General features: G+C 41.0%; 19 protein-coding genes and 1 other annotated feature. Of the genes, 3 read left to right on the forward strand and 16 right to left on the reverse strand.

Annotated features, from left to right (window positions below; all coding sequences use genetic code 11):
• Positions 1-347 precede the first annotated feature (347 nt).
• Positions 348-469, forward strand: a sequence feature (Phe leader region).
• Positions 470-525: 56 nt separating this feature from the next.
• Positions 526-2472, forward strand: coding sequence for a chorismate mutase (locus ACWXWT_RS14110; protein WP_456042215.1), 1947 nt, complete (start codon positions 526-528; stop codon positions 2470-2472).
• A 456-nt stretch (positions 2473-2928) separates the two neighbouring features.
• Here ACWXWT_RS14110 and ACWXWT_RS14115 read toward each other — a convergent pair whose 3' ends face one another.
• The 8 genes from ACWXWT_RS14115 to ffh all read right to left on the reverse strand — a co-directional run bounded on the left by ACWXWT_RS14115 (position 2929) and on the right by ffh (position 9909).
• Positions 2929-3273, reverse strand: coding sequence for a hypothetical protein (locus tag ACWXWT_RS14115; protein ID WP_456042216.1), 345 nt, complete (start codon positions 3271-3273; stop codon positions 2929-2931).
• A 128-nt stretch (positions 3274-3401) separates the two neighbouring features.
• A complete protein-coding gene (gene tyrA, locus ACWXWT_RS14120) occupies positions 3402-4541 on the reverse strand; it encodes a bifunctional chorismate mutase/prephenate dehydrogenase (protein WP_456042217.1) in 1140 nt (379 codons plus the stop codon).
• Between the two features lie 11 nt (positions 4542-4552).
• Positions 4553-5644, reverse strand: coding sequence for a 3-deoxy-7-phosphoheptulonate synthase (locus ACWXWT_RS14125; protein WP_456042218.1), 1092 nt, complete (start codon positions 5642-5644; stop codon positions 4553-4555).
• A 709-nt stretch (positions 5645-6353) separates the two neighbouring features.
• Positions 6354-6707 (reverse strand): 50S ribosomal protein L19, encoded by a 354-nt coding sequence (gene rplS / locus ACWXWT_RS14130; RefSeq protein WP_188916770.1) that lies wholly within the window; start codon positions 6705-6707, stop codon positions 6354-6356.
• Between the two features lie 33 nt (positions 6708-6740).
• A complete protein-coding gene (gene trmD / locus ACWXWT_RS14135; RefSeq protein ID WP_456042219.1) occupies positions 6741-7487 on the reverse strand; it encodes a tRNA (guanosine(37)-N1)-methyltransferase TrmD in 747 nt (248 codons plus the stop codon).
• A 15-nt stretch (positions 7488-7502) separates the two neighbouring features.
• Entirely contained in the window at positions 7503-8033 is a 531-nt protein-coding gene (gene rimM, locus ACWXWT_RS14140; RefSeq protein WP_456042220.1) for a ribosome maturation factor RimM, read from the reverse strand.
• A gap of 21 nt (positions 8034-8054) precedes the next feature.
• Positions 8055-8306 (reverse strand): 30S ribosomal protein S16, encoded by a 252-nt coding sequence (gene rpsP / locus ACWXWT_RS14145; protein WP_456042221.1) that lies wholly within the window; start codon positions 8304-8306, stop codon positions 8055-8057.
• A gap of 229 nt (positions 8307-8535) precedes the next feature.
• The gene (gene ffh / locus ACWXWT_RS14150; RefSeq protein WP_456042222.1) at positions 8536-9909 is read right to left on the reverse strand and encodes a signal recognition particle protein; all 1374 of its coding nucleotides are present in this window, start codon (positions 9907-9909) and stop codon (positions 8536-8538) included.
• Between the two features lie 283 nt (positions 9910-10192).
• On the opposite strand from ffh, the gene ACWXWT_RS14155 reads away from it, so the two are divergent.
• Both ACWXWT_RS14155 and ACWXWT_RS14160 read left to right on the forward strand, forming a co-directional pair.
• Positions 10193-10981 carry a cytochrome C assembly family protein gene (locus ACWXWT_RS14155; protein ID WP_456042223.1) on the forward strand — a complete coding sequence of 263 codons (789 nt, stop codon included), beginning with the start codon at positions 10193-10195 and terminating at the stop codon, positions 10979-10981.
• Positions 10982-11133: 152 nt separating this feature from the next.
• Positions 11134-12414 (forward strand): HlyC/CorC family transporter, encoded by a 1281-nt coding sequence (locus ACWXWT_RS14160; protein WP_456042224.1) that lies wholly within the window; start codon positions 11134-11136, stop codon positions 12412-12414.
• Positions 12415-12467: 53 nt separating this feature from the next.
• Here the strand turns inward: ACWXWT_RS14160 and ACWXWT_RS14165 are convergent, their stop codons facing one another.
• The 8 genes from ACWXWT_RS14165 to lepA form a co-directional block, all read right to left on the reverse strand.
• Positions 12468-12992 carry an Mpo1 family 2-hydroxy fatty acid dioxygenase gene (locus ACWXWT_RS14165; protein ID WP_456042225.1) on the reverse strand — a complete coding sequence of 175 codons (525 nt, stop codon included), beginning with the start codon at positions 12990-12992 and terminating at the stop codon, positions 12468-12470.
• Positions 12993-13107: 115 nt separating this feature from the next.
• A complete protein-coding gene (acpS, locus tag ACWXWT_RS14170) occupies positions 13108-13488 on the reverse strand; it encodes a holo-ACP synthase (RefSeq protein WP_456042226.1) in 381 nt (126 codons plus the stop codon).
• The gene (gene pdxJ, locus ACWXWT_RS14175; RefSeq protein WP_456042227.1) at positions 13488-14225 is read right to left on the reverse strand and encodes a pyridoxine 5'-phosphate synthase; all 738 of its coding nucleotides are present in this window, start codon (positions 14223-14225) and stop codon (positions 13488-13490) included. Before pdxJ ends, acpS begins: the two co-directional genes overlap by 1 nt.
• 108 nt (positions 14226-14333) lie before the next feature.
• Complete coding sequence (recO, locus tag ACWXWT_RS14180) at positions 14334-15047, reverse strand: DNA repair protein RecO (protein ID WP_456042228.1); 714 nt, start codon at positions 15045-15047, stop codon at positions 14334-14336.
• A gap of 45 nt (positions 15048-15092) precedes the next feature.
• A complete protein-coding gene (gene era, locus ACWXWT_RS14185; protein WP_456042229.1) occupies positions 15093-16097 on the reverse strand; it encodes a GTPase Era in 1005 nt (334 codons plus the stop codon).
• Positions 16094-16774, reverse strand: coding sequence for a ribonuclease III (gene rnc / locus ACWXWT_RS14190; RefSeq protein WP_456042230.1), 681 nt, complete (start codon positions 16772-16774; stop codon positions 16094-16096). The genes era and rnc overlap by 4 nt, the downstream gene beginning before the upstream one ends.
• The gene (gene lepB / locus ACWXWT_RS14195) at positions 16774-17688 is read right to left on the reverse strand and encodes a signal peptidase I (RefSeq protein ID WP_456042231.1); all 915 of its coding nucleotides are present in this window, start codon (positions 17686-17688) and stop codon (positions 16774-16776) included. Before lepB ends, rnc begins: the two co-directional genes overlap by 1 nt.
• A 449-nt stretch (positions 17689-18137) precedes the next feature.
• The gene (gene lepA, locus ACWXWT_RS14200; protein WP_456042232.1) at positions 18138-19928 is read right to left on the reverse strand and encodes a translation elongation factor 4; all 1791 of its coding nucleotides are present in this window, start codon (positions 19926-19928) and stop codon (positions 18138-18140) included.
• Positions 19929-20447 lie beyond the last annotated feature (519 nt).

The raw sequence follows: 20447 nt of genomic DNA on the forward strand, positions 1-20447 counted from the left end.
CGTCGTATTTTGAAAGCATCTAACGAAGCATAAAGGACTTTGAAACCCGCCAGAATGGAGTCTCTCAGGTATTCCACTTCTGTGTTACATCGATTTAAAAGGCAACAACCATTTCTACATCAATGTGTCTTGAATTGAAAAACCTGAGAGACTCTGAACTGACCAGATATTTAATGGGATTGGTATTACTGCTTCAAATGACTTTGATGTAAAGAGTACACCTACAGTCATTTTCATTGTACTGGGCCTAGTGACGCAGCCTAAAATAGATCATATTCTAATCAGGATTGGTATTATGAGTAAAATTACATTGACAGCTGTCTGCTGGCGCTTTAGTTTTAATCCATGAACAAAAAAATATTCAGCCTTTTTATTTTCTTTTTTATTCAGCCCACCCTTGGAGGCGGATTTTCTGTGTAAAAACAAAAATGAAAATTCTAAAGCCTCCCAACTGGGAGGCTTTTTTGTCTTACAAACACTGTTGTATATCAATATGACAGTATGTAGCGTTACATTGAGGTTAATATGCAAAAACCACCCGCATTAAGTCAAACTCGCGAACAAATAACCGCACTGGATAAATCCTTATTAGCGTTATTATCTAAGCGTCGCCAATTGAGCTTAAATGTTGCACGTAGTAAAGAAATTGATGTTAGACCCATACGGGATACGCAACGAGAAAAGGAACTACTTGAACGACTTGTGCAACAAGGCCGCGAACAAGGGCTAGATGCTCACTTTGTTATCTCTCTATATCAGGGCATTATTGAAGACTCGGTTCTATTTCAGCAAACATACTTACATGGTAGAGCAAACCCTGACACACAAAAGCAACAATACACGGTGGCTTATTTAGGTGCTCGAGGCTCTTATTCATATCTTGCTGCTAGCCGTTACTGTTCGCGCCGCCAAGTAGAAATGCTCGATTTCGGGTGTCAAAGCTTTGATGATATCGTCAATGCTGTTGAATCTGGTCATGCTGATTATGGTTTTTTACCGATAGAAAATACCTCTTCTGGCTCTATCAATGAGGTGTATGACGTTTTACAGCATACAACGCTGTCGATCGTTGGTGAAACCACCATTGAAGTGAGCCATTGCTTGCTCACAAAGCCCGGCAGCAAGCTAACGGATATCAAGACGATATATGCTCATCCACAACCAATCAGCCAATGCAGCCGCTATTTAAGCCAGTATCCAGACATTAAGCTCGAATATTGTTCGAGTAGTGCAGAAGCCATGACAAAAGTCATTGATGCAAATAACAACACAGTTGCAGCAATAGGAAGTGCAGAAGGCGGTGACTTATATCATCTCGTTGCGTTGGAGCAAGGATTAGCAAACCAAAAAATTAATCAAAGCCGCTTTATTGTTGTTGCGAGAAAGGCCTCGGCCGTTCCATCACAATTACCGGCAAAAACCACCTTAATAATGGCTACAGGTCAAAAACCTGGTGCCTTGGTTGAAGCTTTATTAGTTTTAAAAGCCCATAATTTAAATATGAGCAAACTAGAATCTCGCCCTATACCTGGTACACCTTGGGAAGAGATGTTTTACTTAGACATAGATGGAAATATAGCAACAATAGAAGTGCAACAAGCTATCAAAGAACTAGAACGTTTAACTCGATTTATAAAAGTTCTGGGTTGTTATCCATGTGAAACCGTTAAGCCGACACAATTATCTCAAGCACAACTGTTGATTGAGCCAGATAGTTCCAAACAAGAACCCTCTCAGCCGTTGCCAAGCAACCAAGCGAAACATTCACGCGACTATAAATCACAAGATACTCAATTAGTTTGTCAGCATTTGCACATAGGAGCTGGCCAATTTAGTGCGTTTGTACAAATCAATTTACCTATCGATAATACTGAATTAGCCACCCAAGCCAAGCACATCAAGGAGTCAGGGGTTCAAGCCATTGTTCTCAATGATTTAAGAAGCCAGCTTAGTGAGCAACAATTAAAACAGCATGCACAAGTTATTGAACAAGCAGGTTTATTATGTGTGATGCAAATAGATCAGGAACAAGAATTTTCTCTTGCTAGCCTATTAGCAGATATACTCATTTTAAGTGGTAAACAAATGTATAACCCTGAAATGCTGACATTAATTGGTTCTGTTAACTTACCGGTTATATTAGAACGCAATACGATGGCCAGTGTAGATGATTGGTTACAAGCTGCTGATACGGTTCTTAGCCACGGTAATCAACAGTTAGGATTATGTGAATCAGGGGTCCGCAGTTTTACTCATCCAGAGCAGCTTAGTCTGGACTTGGCAGGACTCGTTGAAGTTAAATCACGTAGTCATTTACCTGTGATTGTGAACACCAGTTTTAGTATCAACGCCGAACATGTCCCCTCCCTTGCTAATGCCGTTAAGCAACTACATGCAGATGGAGTTATCTTGCTGCATCAAGATGATCTATCGCAAGCAAAAATTATTCATGACCTATATCAAACACGCTAAGATTAATACCAATCCTATTAAATATGTGATCTTTCAGCGGGAGTTCAAAGAGCTGTAGGCAAGGCAGATGATTGAAGCGAATAGTGATCCTCGGTAACAAGCTCCTGCGTTACTCTACCTCCAGTATCTGACCGCCATGGATGGTGGGAATGTCTTATTTTTTATGGAAAAAATAGACCATGCAGTCGTATTTTGAAAGCATCTAACGAAGCATAAAGGACTTTGAACCCCGCCAGAATGGAGTCTCTCAGGTATTCCACTTCTGTGTTACATCGATTTAAAAGGCAACAACCATTTCTACATCAATGTGCCTTGCATTGAAAAACCTGAGAGACTCTGAACTGACCAGATATTTAATGGGTATTAGACACATAAAAAAGCCGAGATAATTCTCGGCATTTTTATAACATCAATGAAAACCACAACAATCGATTCGGATCATCTGCAATGGAAGTATTACACTGCTAGACCGTCATTTAAACTTACCCAACCTTTAAAAATACGGTAACTAAACCACGTTACTCCAGCAAGGTACATTGGCAGACTAAGCCACAATGGACTTATCCAATATCCGGCAATAAAAAATGGACATAAGCCAATAATACTCATGCGTTGCCAACGTAGATGGCTTCCAAGCACTGAGCTAGGGTTGACATTTTTTTGAATTAAATTCAACCACAACCCCAAGAGTACCGGCACAAAAAATAACGGAAAAGCACTCATTAAACCGTAAAGAAAATGCCCAAGGGAATTATCTTCAACCTGTTGCACAGGTAGCATATTCGATGGAGTCATCGACATGGTTTTCCTCCAAAGGCAAGTTTCAACAATCTATAGAAAGGCTGATAATCCTAGCAAATCAACCCATCACTTTAGATAAACATAAGCCTTACATCACTATTTGGCAATAATTGATCGATTAAAAATGATTAACCTGCCTTCATATCATTGACCGATTGCAACATCGCCCTACTCTCATGTTGGAACTGAGGAGCAAAATCACCGAACCATTTAGCGACACGTTGAAATTGCGTAACAAATTCTTGTCGATTACCCGATTTTAGCATAGCCAAAGCCTCTCGGTAATTATCAAGATAGTCACTAATAGCATGCTGGCTGCCTTGCTGAGCAAAAATAATATCAGCGTAGAGTTCAGGATCTTGGGCAAACAGTCGACCAACCATCGCCAATTCTAAGCGGTAAATAGGCGAACTGAACTGCAACAAATTATCGATGTCGGCTTCTTCTTTGCATAAATTTAACCCGTAAACAAACGTTGAAAAGTGGCGCATAGCCTGCACTAATTGCATTGCCTTATCATGGCGTTCAGCTTCGGCCTCGACGATACGAGCCCCCCAAATTTCAATTTGTTGCAACAGCCACAGGTAAGTTTCAGGTTGACGCCCATGACATACAACAACAACCTGTTTAGCAAGACTACCTACATCTGGCCCAAACATAGGGTGTAATCCCACCACAGGCCCCGAATGAGCTTCAAGCATTGCAGCAAGCGGCTTTTCTTTTATTGAGGTTAAATCAGCTAAAATACAATGTTCAGGCAACTGAGTTAGCTTATCGCGAATAACATCGCACGTAACATTAATCGGAACCGTCACAATCACTAAACCTGCACCAGCAAAAATTGCACCAGCATCTTGCCAATCATTCTTATCAATGCTTTTTACTTGATAACCCGACAATGTAAGCATTTGAGTAAATAATTGTCCAAGTTTACCTAAACCACCCACAACCACGACATGGCCTAGATCTTTTTTAACTTGCTTAAAACCGACATCCTTTTCATTAAGATAAGACTCACGCATTAAACGTCGCAATATATCTTCAATTAACTGAGGTGAAATATTCATGTTCTGCGCTTCAGCTCGACGCTTGGCGAGCATAGAAGCTTCACGCTGAGGCGCGTAAATGGGCACACCGGCTGAATGCTTAACAGCACCAACCTGAGCCACTAAATCAAGACGTTTTCGAAGTAAATGTAACAATTGCTGATCAACGCCATCAATTAAATCACGTAGATTTTCTAGATCGGCAGTAGTCTTTTCGTTCATGTGTTTATTCATTAACCGTTGGCAACCTGTAATATATCGAACCGAGTCGGTAATACTGCAGACAACTGGTTAGCGCCTTGTCTTAAAAGGGTTTCAGTGGTTTCCCAATCAATGCATGCATCAGTAACAGATACACCATATTTAAGCTCTGTTAACGGTTTATCTGAACGTTGATTACCTTCATTGAGGTTACTTTCAAGCATAACACCAATAATAGATTTATTACCTGCTTCAATCTGGTTAAATACATCTTCACAGACCTGTTTTTGACGCTGATGGTCTTTTGATGAGTTTCCGTGACTGCAATCAACCACTAAACGAGCACTGAGTTTCGCCTTATGAATCTGCGTTTCGCTTTCAGCCACACTAGCCGTGTCATAATTTGGCGTTAAACCACCACGTAAAATTATGTGTCCATCTGGATTACCAGCAGTTTGCAATAGCGCAACTTGGCCTTCTTGGTTTATCCCCATAAAACGATGACTACTGGCGGCCGATTTGAGTGCATTAATTGCTACATCTAGCTTACCATCAGTGCCATTTTTGAAACCAACAGGCATAGAAAGACCTGAAGCCATTTCACGATGAGTTTGTGATTCAGTGGTTCTTGCACCAATAGCCGACCAAGTAACTAACTCAGATAAATATTGTGGACTGATTGGATCGAGCGCTTCTGTGGCAATAGGTAACTCTAGCTCCGCCAACCAAATCATTAGCTCACGAGCCATTCGTAACCCTTTTTCAACATCAAATGATTCATCCATATCGGGATCATTGATCAACCCTTTCCAACCAACAGTTGTGCGCGGTTTCTCAAAATACACTCGCATCAAAATATAAAAGTCACCACTCAGTTCATCGTGTAATTTTTTCAACTTTAGAGCGTAATCTTTAGCGGCATCAATATCATGTATAGAGCATGGCCCCGTCACAATAAGTACACGATTATCACGTTTATGGACAATATCAGATACTTGCTTACGGGCATTTAGAATATATTGATAAGCATGGGTTGATAATGGAAGTTCCAGTTTTAACTCTGCAGGAGTCACTAGCACTTGTTCTGAACTGATGTGCACATTATTAATGGTATCTTGTTGCATACTTATCACTCTCTTTGGACGACAGACCTAGGTCACTGATAGATTTTTTGTATTTGATGGTTTAAAGTGTACACCTGTAATGCTACACCATTACACCTTAAGGTTAACTATGCCTGTAGCAGGCCCTGAGGGCAAGACTTATTTACACAAAAGATTAAATATCACTTAACCAATGATATTTGGGACACTAGAACAACTCCACCACACTTTACACTTGTGCAGTGTTAACCTTTTACTCGTTGTTATTATACCAGTCCTATTAAATATGTGATCTTTCAGCGGGAGTTCAAAGTGCTGTAGGCAAGGCAGATGATTGAAGCGAATAGTGATCCTCGGTAACAAGCTCCTGCGTTACTCTACCTCCAGCATCTGACCGCCATGGATGGTGGCAATGTCTTATTTTTTATGGAAAAAAATAGACCATGCCGTCGTATTTTGAAAGCATCTAACGAAGCATAAAGGACTTTGAAACCCGCCAGAATGGAGTCTCTCAGGTATTCTACTTCTGTGTTACATCTATTTAAAAGGGAACAACCATTTCTACATCAATGTGCCTTGAATTGAAAAACCTGAGAGACTCTGAACTGACCAGATATTTAATGAGATTGGTATTAAAAGACCCACAATTTTAAAAAGCCCCACAAACAAAAACCCGCCTTTCGGCGGGTTGTTGTGCGAACACTGCATCTTTATTCTGTATCGGTAACTATTATTTAGTTGCCAATTTTTCACGGATACGTGCAGACTTACCTGAACGCTCACGTAAATAGTACAGTTTAGCACGACGTACACGACCGCGACGCTTAACTTCGATGCTAGCAATTAATGGGCTATGCGTCTGGAAAGCACGCTCAACACCTTCACCATTAGAGATTTTGCGTACTGTGAATGCAGAATGCAGACCACGGTTACGCTTAGCGATTACCACACCTTCAAAAGCCTGAAGACGCTCTTTTTCACCTTCTTTAACACGTACTTGAACGACTACTGTATCACCAGCACCAAATTCAGGCACATCTGTTTTCATTTGCTCATCGTTGAGCATTTTAATGATGTTGTTCATAATTACTCCATCCTAGTAATAACTGAGCATTGACTATGCGGACTTGTCCGTTTCATTCACGAACTGCGCTAATAAAGTCGTTTGTTCGTCAGTCAGAGCTAGATTTTCAAATAATTCTGGTCGTCTCAAAAAAGTTCTTCCGATACTTTGCTGTAAACGCCAGAGTCTAATTTTTTCGTGGTCACCGCTTAGCAGCACTGCTGGTACGTCAAGACCATCCAATTGTTCAGGGCGAGTATAATGAGGGCAATCCAGTAATCCATCAGAGAAAGAATCTTGCTCTGCTGAAGCTTGCTTACCTAGTACACCAGGTACTAAACGAGCCACTGAATCGATTAATGTCATCGCCGGTAATTCGCCACCCGAAAGCACGTAATCACCGATAGACCATTCTTCATCAATTTCTGTTTGAATAATGCGTTCATCAACACCTTCGTATCGACCACACACTAAAATCAAACTATGCGATTTAGCTAACTCAGTTACACCTTGCTGATCCAGCTTACGTCCCTGAGGAGACAGATAAATCACTTTTGCCCTATCACCTGCAGCCGCTTTTGCTGCATGGATAGCATCACGCAAAGGTTGCACCATCATCAACATACCGGGTCCACCACCATAAGGTCGGTCGTCCACAGTATTATGTCTATCATGGGTGAAATCCCGAGGGTTCCACGTTTGCAACTCAAGCAGGCCGTTTTTAACGGCTCGACCCGTCACCCCAAAGTCTGTAACAGCACGAAACATCTCTGGAAACAGGGTGATTACCCCTAACCACATATGTTGTACCTCGACTTAGAAGTCAGGATCCCAATCCACTAAAATCTGTTTCCCTTGCAAATCCACCTGTTTGATGAACTGCTCGGGGACAAAGGGGATCATACGTTCCGCTTTGCCGAAAGCATCTTTGGCATTAGCTTTAATCAGTAATACGTCGTTCGATCCTGTTGCCACGATCTGATCGACAATACCCATGTTATAGCCGTTTATATTGGTCACTTCGCAGCCGATAAGATCACGATGATAGAATTCACTATCATCCAATTCTTTCATTTGCTCAGACTTAATGGCAATTTCACAATTTGTGAGCATTTGCGCATCTTCTCTGGTAGTGACACCTTCAAGCTCAGCCACAACAGCTTTACCCTGAAAACGCCACTGAGTGACCTTAACTTCACGCCAAACGCCTTGTTCTTTTATAAGCCAAGGCGAATAATCGAAAATACCTTCAACAGAATCGGTATAGGAAGTGATTTTTAGCCAACCTTTAATACCATGACTGGAGCCAAACTTACCCAGTACAACTGGTTCTTGGTTACTACTCATCTATCTATACCTTTTACGCAATTAAGCAATAGCTTTACGCGCGTCTTTGATCAGTTTTGCAACACGCTCAGATGTTGCAGCGCCAGTAGCAACCCAATGCTCAACACGATCAAGATCTAAACGTAAAGTTTCTTCTTGGCCACGAGCCAATGGATTGAAAAAACCAACACGTTCGATGAAACGACCGTCACGAGCATTGCGGCTATCAGCAACAACGATATTGTAAAATGGACGCTTTTTTGCGCCGCCACGAGCTAAACGAATGGTAACCATGCGTTTTATTCCTCTAATGATTTGCTAGAAGCAAAAATAAAAACTGGAACTCCGTGTTCGCGAAGAGTCCCAGAAAGAAAGCCGGAAGATTTTACCTGACTTTTGAACTATTGCAACCCAAACCGATGATTTATAACTCACCGACTTTGTTGCAATAAAAGCAGCTATATAACCTAACCGACTGATTGAATGTAATATTAACTAATTTAGTACTTAAAAGGTGTGGTTGTTATCTACCAGGAAACTTCATTCCTGGGGGCATCATTCCGCTCATTCCACGCATCATTTTCTTCATTCCACCTTTTGCAGACATCTTTTTCATCATTTTCTGCATTTGAGTGAACTGCTTTAATACACGGTTAACATCTTGAATTTGGGTCCCTGAACCAACCGCAATTCGACGCTTACGAGATCCTTTAATTAAATCTGGGTTTTTTCGTTCTTTTGATGTCATCGAATTAATAATCGCTTCCATCTGACCGGTCATTTTGCCGTCTTGAACTTGAGCTAATGCTTCTGGTGGTAATTGCCCAACACCAGGAAGTTTCTCAATCATGTTCATCATCCCGCCCATGTTTTTCATTTGCTGTAATTGCTCACGAAAATCCTCTAGATCGAAACTGCCACCTGATTTTACTTTTGAAGCCAGCTTCATCGCTTTGTCTTTGTCGACGCCACGTTCAACTTCTTCAATTAATGACAACACATCACCCATGCCTAAAATGCGCGACGCAATTCGGTCTGGATGAAACGGTTCTAATGCGTCGGTTTTTTCACCCACACCTAAAAATTTAATTGGCTTACCAGTGATGCTACGAATAGACAACGCCGCACCACCGCGAGCATCACCGTCAACTTTCGTTAAGATAACACCCGTTAAAGGCAATGCTTCATTAAATGCTTTTGCCGTATTGGCCGCATCTTGACCTGTCATTGCATCAACAACGAATAACGTTTCTACAGGGGTGACGGTCGCATGTAGCTGCTTAATTTCGTCCATCATGGCTTCATCAACGTGCAAGCGACCAGCGGTATCGACAATCACCACATCAATGAATTTTAATTTTGCATAGCTTATTGCAGCTTTTGCAATATCAACAGGCTTTTGGCTGACGTCTGATGGAAAAAATTCAACCTCGACTTCTGTTGCCAGTGTCTCAAGCTGCTTAATCGCTGCAGGACGATAAACGTCTGCGCTCACAACAAGAACAGATTTTTTATGGCGTGTGCGTAGAAACTTACCTAACTTTGCTACCGATGTGGTTTTACCCGCGCCTTGAAGACCCGCCATCATAATCACAGCTGGAGGTATTGCTGCTAAGTCGAGAGCTTCATTTGCCTCCCCCATCGCTTTTTCAAGCTCACTTTGAACAATTTTAATAAAAGCTTGCCCTGGGCTTAAGCTTTTTGACACCTCTTTACCTACAGCGCGTTCTTTTACGCTGTTAACAAATTCTCTGACAACAGGTAAAGCGACATCCGCCTCAAGTAGCGCCATACGCACTTCACGCAAGGTTTCTTTAATGTTGTCTTCGGTTAAACGACCACGGCCACTAATGTTTTTTAGTGTGCGTGACAGTCTGTCGGATAAATTTTCAAACATTGAATGGCTCTTTTAAGCATATCGATAATTGAGCCTATTATACCCAAGCCGCTCTAAATTACGATACTTGCAACACTAAGAACTCAAACACTCATCCACTTTAGGTAAATTAATTGTCGCTAACGGCAGGAAACTGTTAAATTTTGGGTCTTAGGTCACTGCCATATTGGGTCGTGTTCATGTTAATCTAAGACAAATAATGAAAATTTTATGCTTTGATAGTATTGTTCAGCATTCACGGCGCAGTTTTTCAGCATAAACTACTATGACAGGTTGATTCTCAATGGTTATTTTTTCAGCGGCAGCCATGCTTTTTTATTGTATAGCGTTGGTTTTAGTCACCAGCCGACTTTTCCATGTTGATGGTCCTAATCGCAAAGCCGTTATGGTGGCTTCAAGTCTTGCAGTTATTTTGCACGGATTGGCACTTTCAACGGCTATCTTTACTGCGGACGGACAAAATTTCAGTTTAACTAACGTGATTTCATTAGTTAATTGGATTATTGCATTAGCCTTTACCGTTACCATGCCTCGATTAAAAGTCATCATTGTTGTGCCAGTGGTATATGCCTGTTCAATTTTGTCTGTGGCACTTTTATGGCTACTCCCGCCGCAATACATTACTCACTTTGAAGTTCATCCGGAACTTCTGGCCCATGTAGTGTTATCTCTTATGGCCTATAGTGCCTTAATGATAGCCGCCATGTATGCCCTTCAACTGTCGTTCATCCAAAATAAACTTAAGAAAAAACAGATGATGATGAGTCCTGCAATGCCGCCTTTAATGACGGTGGAAAAACAACTTTATCATCTCATCATTATCGGATTCATTTTATTGAGTTTGTCACTGGTGACTGGGTTTGTTTTCTTAGAAGATATGTTTGCCGACGGCAAAGGACACAAAGCCATCTTATCGATAATCGCTTGGGTTGTGTATGCCGTCATGCTATGGCAGCAGTATACGGTTGGTTGTCGGATTCGTACTGCTGTGATTTATAGCTTATCTGGCGCAGGCTTGCTCTCACTGGCTTATTTTGGCGCACGAATTGTTAAAGAACTGATATTAAACTAGTTTAGACAATTTATTAGCCCAAAAACTTATTATTTCTCTTTAAAAATAAGCAAGATAACTTGACACTAACGGCCAATAATAAATAATGGCCGTTAAATTAATGACCATTTGGCCTTATGGCCAATATCACACCACTTTATGGGGCCCCTTTTTTGGACGCTATATCTACCAGCGCACTCCTTATCTTTCTTTTGGTTTTAATCGTTATTTCTGCGTACTTCTCTGGTTCAGAAACCGCGATGATGAGCCTCAACCGATACCGTTTAAGACACCTTGCTGCCAATGACCACAAAGGCGCCCAAAGAGCCTTAAAAATGTTAGATCGCCCAGACAGATTAATTGGGCTTATTCTCATCGGTAATAATTTAGTGAACATTTTAGCATCGGCAATTGCGACCATTATCGGTATGCGTTTATTTGGTGATATGGGTGTTGCTATTGCTACGGGCGTGCTAACCATTGTGGTGCTAGTGTTTGCTGAAGTCACACCAAAAACCTTCGCAGCCCTGCATCCTGAGCGCATTGCGTTCCCATCGAGTATTTTATTAGGCTGGCTATTAGTACTGTTATCACCCTTAGTAAAAGCAATTAACTTGATTACCTCGATGTTTTTACGTTTGATGGGAATAAAAACGGTCAAAACAAATGATGCACTCAGCCAAGAAGAGCTTCGCACTGTTGTACATGAAGCTGGAGCGCTAATACCGCAGCGTCACCAAGAAATGTTGCTGTCGATTTTAGATTTAGAAAAAGTCACTGTTGAAGATATTATGATTTCGCGCTCAGATATATACGCAATTAACGTCAATGATGATTTTAAATTAATTAACAAACAAGTCATTCAAAGCCCTCACACTAGGGTGTTAGTCTATCGCGACAACATTGATGATGCCGTTGGGTTTATTCATCTACGTGATGCATTACGCTTACAATCTAAGGAGCAATTCAGCAAGTCATCATTATTGCGTGCAGTAAAAGAGTTGTACTTTATCCCAGAAGGCACGCCATTAAACGTTCAGCTGACTAACTTCCAACAAAATAAAGAACGAATTGGACTCGTTGTAGATGAATATGGCGATATTCAGGGCTTAGTCACATTAGAAGATATTTTAGAAGAAATTGTCGGTGATTTTACAACTTCGATGATAACAACAGCCAGTGAGGATATTGATGTTCAACAAGATGGCAGCTTCTTAATTGATGCAACGATAAACATTCGTGATCTCAACAAAGAAATGAAATGGAACCTCCCTATCGATGGACCAAAAACATTAAACGGGTTAATCATTGAATTTCTAGAGGACATTCCTGCAGCAAGCACGAGCTTACGTATTGCTGATTATCAAATAGAAGTCATCGAGGTTGCTGACAATATGATAAAAACTGTCAGAGTATTACCCGAAAACTTAGAATTAATTGATGAAAGCGAATAGATTAATCAAAAAAGGCGCTAAAGCGCCTTTTTTGATTGCCATAAATAAGTCAATTACGACGCACGGCGTTTGGTCTCTAGCGCACGGCGTTTATCACGTGCGATAGGGGTTATTTCAGACTCTAAATCTTTTTCCAACCCCAACATAAAATACAATTCTGCCATCAAAAAGAATGGGCCAATTAAAAGCTGATTAAGATCATCAATAAAAGCAGGTTTAGCCTTTTCATATTTATGGCCAATAAATTGAATAACCCAACCGATAACAAAAATACTAATGGCAACAATAAAAGGATGGGAGGTGTGCACAACCAGTTCGGTAGTGTATAGCACAGGCAAAATGAACAGAAACAACCCAAGGGCTAGACGCATATGAAGTGCCATATAGTAACCCAGTACCACCACCGTTAATATCATCGCTACACTGACTTGATAATCCTGCCATGCGAAGCGAAGCGTCCCCAACATCAAAAATGCCGACCAAATAATCATAGGCACACCGACAAAATGCGTTTTAATATTTTTCGGGTTTAAATGTACACTTTTATAGGTTGAAAGTTGTTCTACTGCAGATTTCATTGTGAGTCTCTTTAGTTGTTGTTATCTTGTTAATTTACGCTATTTAAGTCAACTTTAAAAGCCCACAAAAAAAGGCGCTAATGCGCCTTTAATCAAATAGCTAAAGTAACGTTGCTTAACTTTCAAGCACAACCGTAGCCACAGCATAATGTTTTTCGTCAGCAATGCTGATAAAACCATGATGGCCCGTTAATAATTTAAGTCTTGTCAGCGCACCGTCAGTAAAGCGAACCCGTGGAGCGCCATTATCATCATTGTCGATATGAATATGTTGGAATGACACACCTCTTCCAATACCTGTACCCAATGCCTTGGCTGCGGCTTCTTTCGCAGCAAAACGTTTCGCTAAAAATCGCTCAGGTTGCTTCGACTGCAAATAAGTTAAAAGCTCAGGTTCAGTCAATACCCTTTTAGCAAGTTTATCGCCTAGGCGTTCTCGCTGCTCACGTATGCGGGCAATTTCAACAATATCAGTGCCAATACCTACAATAGCCATTACTCGCCTCTACGGCCTTCAAGCATAAGCTTTTTCATGTCACGCACTGCGATATCTAAGCCATCAATAGCCGCCCGTGCAATAACTGCATGGCCAATATTCAATTCATAAAGTTCTGGTATTGCAGCTATCGCTTTAACATTGTGATAATGCAAACCATGGCCAGCATTAACCACTAAGCCTTTACTATGGGCATATTGTGCCATCTCAATAATACGCGCTAGCTCTTCGGCTTGCTCATCATCGGTGCTGGCATCGGCATAGCAGCCTGTGTGGATTTCGATATATGGCGCACCAGCAGCAACTGCAGCATCAATTTGTGTTTTATCTGCATCGATAAACAATGACACTTTAATGCCTTTCGCGGCCAAACGTGTAACAGCAGAGCTTACCTTATCAAGCTGACCCGCAACATCCAAGCCGCCTTCTGTTGTTAACTCTTCGCGCTTTTCAGGCACTAAACACGCGTAAGCAGGTTTAATATCACACGCTATAGCAATCATTTCCTCTGTCACAGCAAACTCAAAATTCATCCGAGTCTTAAGGGTTTTTGCTAATAAATATACATCGCGGTCTTGTATATGACGGCGGTCTTCCCGCAGATGTATAGTAATGCCATCGGCACCGGCATGTTCTGCTACGGCTGCAGCATGCACAGGATCAGGGTAATGAGTTCCACGAGCTTGACGCAATGTCGCAATATGATCGATGTTAATGCCTAATAATATTCCGCTCACGTCGAGCTCCTTAACGTAATAAATAACACAATGAAGCACACGACAACCAATTTATACACCTTTTTACGGGTATTTGGCGCATGTGTTGGTTTTAAAAAATATTATATGCTAATCCGCTTTATTACTGAATAACTGTCGACTTAATAATGGCTTATTACCTAATAATGGTGTCAATAAATAACGCATTAGGCCTTTGGCTTGATTGAACTGCTCTGGTTGTAGATCTTGCGCGGCTAATGCTAGCAACATTGCCCCCGATAAACAGCCTTTCCCATGAGAAAAGCATGACTCTTGAGTGTTTGCCACAGGAAGGAAACCACTCTCAGTTATAAATCGATACTGACAATGCTTATCAAGTAACTCACCTTGGGTATCATAGGTAAGCGACGGGAATGCACCTAATTCAAGTAATAAAGCCATTTCAAAATAACGCAGATGACTGGAACAAAACTGTTTAGCTAATGCCAGTAACGCCCGGTGATAGTCTAAAAACAAACCTTCTGCTTGGTGTTCGGTAGTTAACAAACGAACCAATAGTTCATTAAGGTAAAAACCAGAATAAAGACTATTGCCGTTTAGGGGCATTGCCGGTGCAGCAGATTCAATATGGGTAATATTTTTCAGCCCTAAATTCTTGGCTTCAGACTGGGCACTAAATTGAATAAGGAGTGGTTGAAAAGGCTGTAAAATACTTTTAATTGAGCGTTTACCCGACCCCACTCGAGTGATAGCATCAACACGCCCAACACCCTCAATCAATAAATTAACAATCACGCTCGATTCACGAAATTGACGATGATGAAGCACATAGCCACGTTTCATAGTGGCCATGCCTATAAACAATCTATCAATAATACTGCAGCAGACTTAGTCTTCGCCATAACCTAGACTTCTCAATGCGCGCTCATCATCAGCCCAACCAGATTTAACTTTTACCCACACTTCAAGGAAGACTTTGTTCTCAAATAATGTTTCCATATCGAGCCTAGATTGAGTTGCGATAGTACGTATACGTTCACCTTTATTACCAATGACCATACGTTTTTGGCCTTCACGTTCAACCAAAATTAATGCATTGATCTGATATACGCCATTATCCATCATTTTAAATTGTTCAATTTCAACTGTCGCATCATATGGAAGTTCATCACCCAGAAAACGCATCAGTTTCTCACGAACGATTTCTGATGCCATAAAACGTTGAGAGCGATCAGTGACATAGTCTTCAGGAAAATAGAATGGGGCTTCAGGTAAAGATTCACGTGCCATATCCAAAATACGTTGCACGTTGGTCCCTTTAGTGGCAGATATTGGCAAGATTTCATCAAAATCAAATTTTTGGGCCAATTCATTTAAATAAGGGAACAATTTTTCTTTGTCTTTAATGTTGTCGACTTTATTTATCGCTAAGATAATTTTACGATCATCATTACGATGTTGAAGTTTTTGTAATACCATCTCATCGTCGGCCGTCCAGGTCATCCCATCAACAACAAAAACAACCATGGCAACATCGGCTAATGAACTGGCCGCAGCACGATTCATTAAACGATTAATGGCACGTTTTTCTTCAATATGTAAACCTGGAGTATCAATAAATACAATTTGATGTGGGCCGTCAGTATGGATCCCCATAATACGATGACGAGTCGTTTGTGGTTTTTTTGAAGTAATGCTGACCTTTTGACCAAGTAACTTGTTCAAAAGTGTCGATTTACCCACATTTGGGCGACCGACAATCGCAACCATACCGCAATAGGTTACATCGAATTTTGCTGTTGCGGTTGGTGCTGCTTGATTCATCCTTGCCAGCAGTTCATCTAAGCTAGGTTCTTGGCTATCACCTGCAGGCAAGTCTGTTTTTTTGGTCATTTATTCAGTAACTCCAATACCTGAGCAGCAGCAAGCTGTTCAGCTTTTCTTCTTGAACTTGCCACACCAGTGACAACTTTCTCTAATTCCGAAATTCGACATTCAACGGTGAAGGTTTGGTCATGTGCCTCTCCTTCCACCAAGACCACTTGGTAATCAGGCAATGGCTTTTTAAACCCTTGTAAATGTTCTTGTAGAATTGTTTTTGGGTCTTTTTGATTAATACCTGGTTTTATCTCGGCTAAACGCTTTTGATACCATGTTAATAATAGCTTACGGCAAACTTCGATGTCGGCATCAAGGTAAACAGCACCAATAATGGCCTCTACTGCATCGGCTAAAATAGATTCGCGCCTAAAACCACCACTTTTGAGCTCGCCAGGACCGAGATACAAATAGTCACCTAATTTGAACTCTTTGGCGATTAAGGTCAGCGTATCACCTTTAACTAACGTAGCACGCATACGACTCAAATCACCTTCTGTCGCCTTTGGAAACTGATGATACAAGGCATCAGATATGACTATCGACAAAATCGAATCGCCTAAAAACTCTAAACGCTCATTATGTTTATTTGCTGCGCTACGGTGTGTTAATGCTTGGGTTAATAATTCAATATTATTGAACTCATAACCTAAAGTGCGACACAAACGCGGCAAATTTTTAATGGGTTCCATCAATGTATTCCACCTACTCTATCAAAACGTACTCCGGTTGGTATCCATGTAGGCAACACGTCACTCGGTTTACGGTCAAATTCAAAACTAATCCAAATAGCAACGGCTTTACCTACAAGGTTTTCTTCCGGTACAAAGCCCCAAAAACGACTGTCAGTACTATTGTCGCGATTATCACCCATAGCAAAGTACATACCTTTTGGCACAATAAATTCACCTGCAGGAAGCCCCGCTTGAGGGTAAAAATGTTGTCTAAAATCTGGGCGTGACGGATCTATCAAAATATCATGTTTAACGTCACCTAGCTGTTCGTTCAAACGAACTAATGGCACACCATTATGGCTAAACTCACCACGATTAATTTCAGTGTGTTGTATTACTTTAGGGCCAGCACAATCAGTACCCGCAATACATGCCTCTTGGATCATGAGCTGTTTATTACGATAAAATATTTTGTCACCGGGCAAACCAACAACACGCTTAATGTAATCAATTTTAGGGTTTTCAGGGTATTTAAACACAAATACATCACCACGCTCAGGTTCACCAGTTTCAACTAGCTTACTGCGCCATACTGGGTCACGTAATCCGTAACTGAATTTCTCAACCAGAATAAAGTCGCCTACCAACAGCGTTGGCATCATAGAACCTGATGGAATTTGAAATGGTTCATAAATAAATGAACGTAAAATCATCACAAATGCAATTACAGGGAAAATAGCATGCGCAGTTTCCACTAACACAGGCTCACGTACTATTTTATCGATAGCTTCTTCACTTAATTGTGATGAATTAGTTTGTGCGACTAATAAATTTTCACGGCGTTTCGGCGCAAAAAAGACCACATCAATTAACCAAATAAGTCCACTGACTAAGGTTACAAGCACTAAAATGAGCGAAAAATAGGCTGCCATTACTGATTTATCTCCTGCAGGGTATGTTGGATCCATATGGCTTGAGCAAAGGCTCAGAACGACTCAATCCAGTATGGTGATTAACGAATAAACATTCACCCAGTTGAGTGTTACAAAATATATAGTAAAAATAACGATAACGCCGCAGTACGCGGCGTTTAGTGTCTGTTGATCTTTCAAGGTTGTTTTTGCGCGAATTGTTGGTCATTTATACAAGGCAGAGGCTTTGTAGTGTAGTTATTCTACATAAAAAGCCGATAACGCAGTAAAAATGGCCAACAAACGCTGCCCGAAGGGTTCGGCTAAAAACGTTTTACTCTTTGTTGAGTGAATTTAGCTTAGATTACTAGGCAGCAATCCACTCGCCTCGATTAAAACGTTTTTATCTCGAACAAAATTTAACCAGCAAAGATCAACAGGCACTAGCAAACAAAAACGATTAATTATTATTAATCGTTTAACTTCAATACCGCTAAGAATGCCTCTTGTGGCACTTCAACGTTACCAACTTGCTTCATGCGCTTCTTACCTTCTTTCTGCTTATTAAGCAGCTTTTTCTTACGCGAAACGTCGCCACCATAACACTTAGCGGTGACATCTTTACGTAACGCTTTGATCGTTGACCGCGCAATAATCTGACTGCCTACTGCAGCTTGAATCGCAATATCGAACATTTGGCGAGGGATAAGCTCTTTCATTTTCTCAACCAAAGCTAAGCCACGGTGACGAATATTACTGCGGTGAATAATCATCGCTAACGCATCAACACGATCGCCATTGATCAAAATGTCTAATCTAACCATGTCAGCAGGTTCGAAACGTATAAAGTTATATTCAAGTGAAGCATAACCTCGACTCGTAGACTTAAGACGGTCAAAGAAGTCCATCACCACCTCAGCCATAGGTAAGTGATAAGTCACCGCGACTTGATTACCGTGATATACCATATTGGTTTGTGAGCCACGCTTTTCAATACACAAGGTAATGACATTACCTAGGTATTCTTTTGGCACTAATATGTTTGCTTCAACAATCGGTTCGCGAATTTCTTCAATATTATTTAGCGCGGGCAAATCCGAAGGATTATCAACATAAACGGTTTCACCATTTGTCATGATAACTTCGTACACTACTGTGGGTGCCGTAGTGATCAAATCCAGATTGTATTCACGCTCTAAACGTTCCTGGACAATTTCCATGTGGAGTAAGCCAAGGTAACCAATACGGAAACCAAAACCTAATGCAGAAGATGTTTCCGGTTCGAAAAATAGAGACGCATCATTCAAACTTAATTTATTCAATGCATCACGAAAATTTTCATACTCATCGGTAGAAATTGGGAATACACCCGCATAAACCTGAGGTTTAACACGCTTAAACCCTGGCAAAGGTTTTTCGGCACCATGTTTAGCGTGAGTTAATGTATCCCCTACAGGTGCGCCATGAATCTCTTTAATACCAGAGATAACATAGCCAACTTCGCCAGCACGAAGCTCCGCTTTATCTTTTTCTTTTGGCGTAAAAATACCAACACGGTCAGCATTATAGTTTTGCCCTGTGGACATCACTTTAAATTTCTCACCTTTTTTGAGCACACCATTTTTAATGCGTACCAAAGACACGACACCAAGATAAGCATCGAACCATGAGTCGATAATCAACGCTTGTAATGGCGCAGATTCATCACCCACTGGCGGTGGAATTTTTGCAATAATTTCTTCTAATACTAAATCAACACCAATACCCGTCTTGGCAGAACAGCGCACAGCATCGATAGCATCAATACCAACAATATCTTCAATTTCAGCAGCGACACGCTCAGGTTCTGCCTGGGGTAAGTCAATTTTGTTTAAAACAGGAACAACATCTAAGTTCATCTCTAGTGCGGTATAGCAGTTTGCTAATGTCTGAGCTTCTACGCCTTGACCAGCATCAACCACTAATAATGCACCTTCACAAGCAGCCAAAGAACGTGAAACTTCATATGAGAAGTCAACGTGGCCAGGTGTATCAATGAAATTGAGTTGATAAGTGTTACCATCTTTTGCATGGTAATCGAGGGTAACGCTTTGGGCTTTAATCGTAATGCCACGCTCACGTTCTAGATCCATTGAATCTAAAACCTGTGCAGCCATTTCACGGTCAGTTAAGCCGCCACATACCTGGATCAGGCGATCGGATAAAGTTGATTTACCATGGTCGATATGGGCAATAATCGAGAAGTTTCTAATGTGTTTCATTATGCTGCAATGACTACTACTAAATATGATGAAAATTAAGGTGGCAAATTGTACCTGATTAGGGGGGTAATACCAATCAGATTCAACATTTGTCTCTGCGTAGCCCGTAAAAATGAGCAAAATGACACAAATTTCGGCTTAAAAATAAGACAAATAGCAAGGTAACGAAGGCCATTTCTATGCTATCAGATTTGAGTGACACCTATTTATACCAATCCTATTAAATATGTGATCTTTCAGCGGGAGTTCAAAGTGCTGTAGGCAAGGCAGATGATTGAAGCGAATAGTGATCCTCGGTAACAAGCTCCTGCGTTACTCTACCTCCAGAATCTGACCGCCATGGAGGGTGGGAATGTCTTATTTTTTATGGAAAAAATAGACCATGCAGTCGCATTTTGAAAGCATCTAACGAAGCATAAAGGACTTTGAAACCCGCCAGAATGGAGTCTCTCAGGTATTCCACTTCTGTGTTACATCGATTTAAAAGGCAACAACCATTTCTACATCAATGTGCCTTGA

It is taken from the genome of Shewanella sp. A22 (assembly GCF_053850585.1).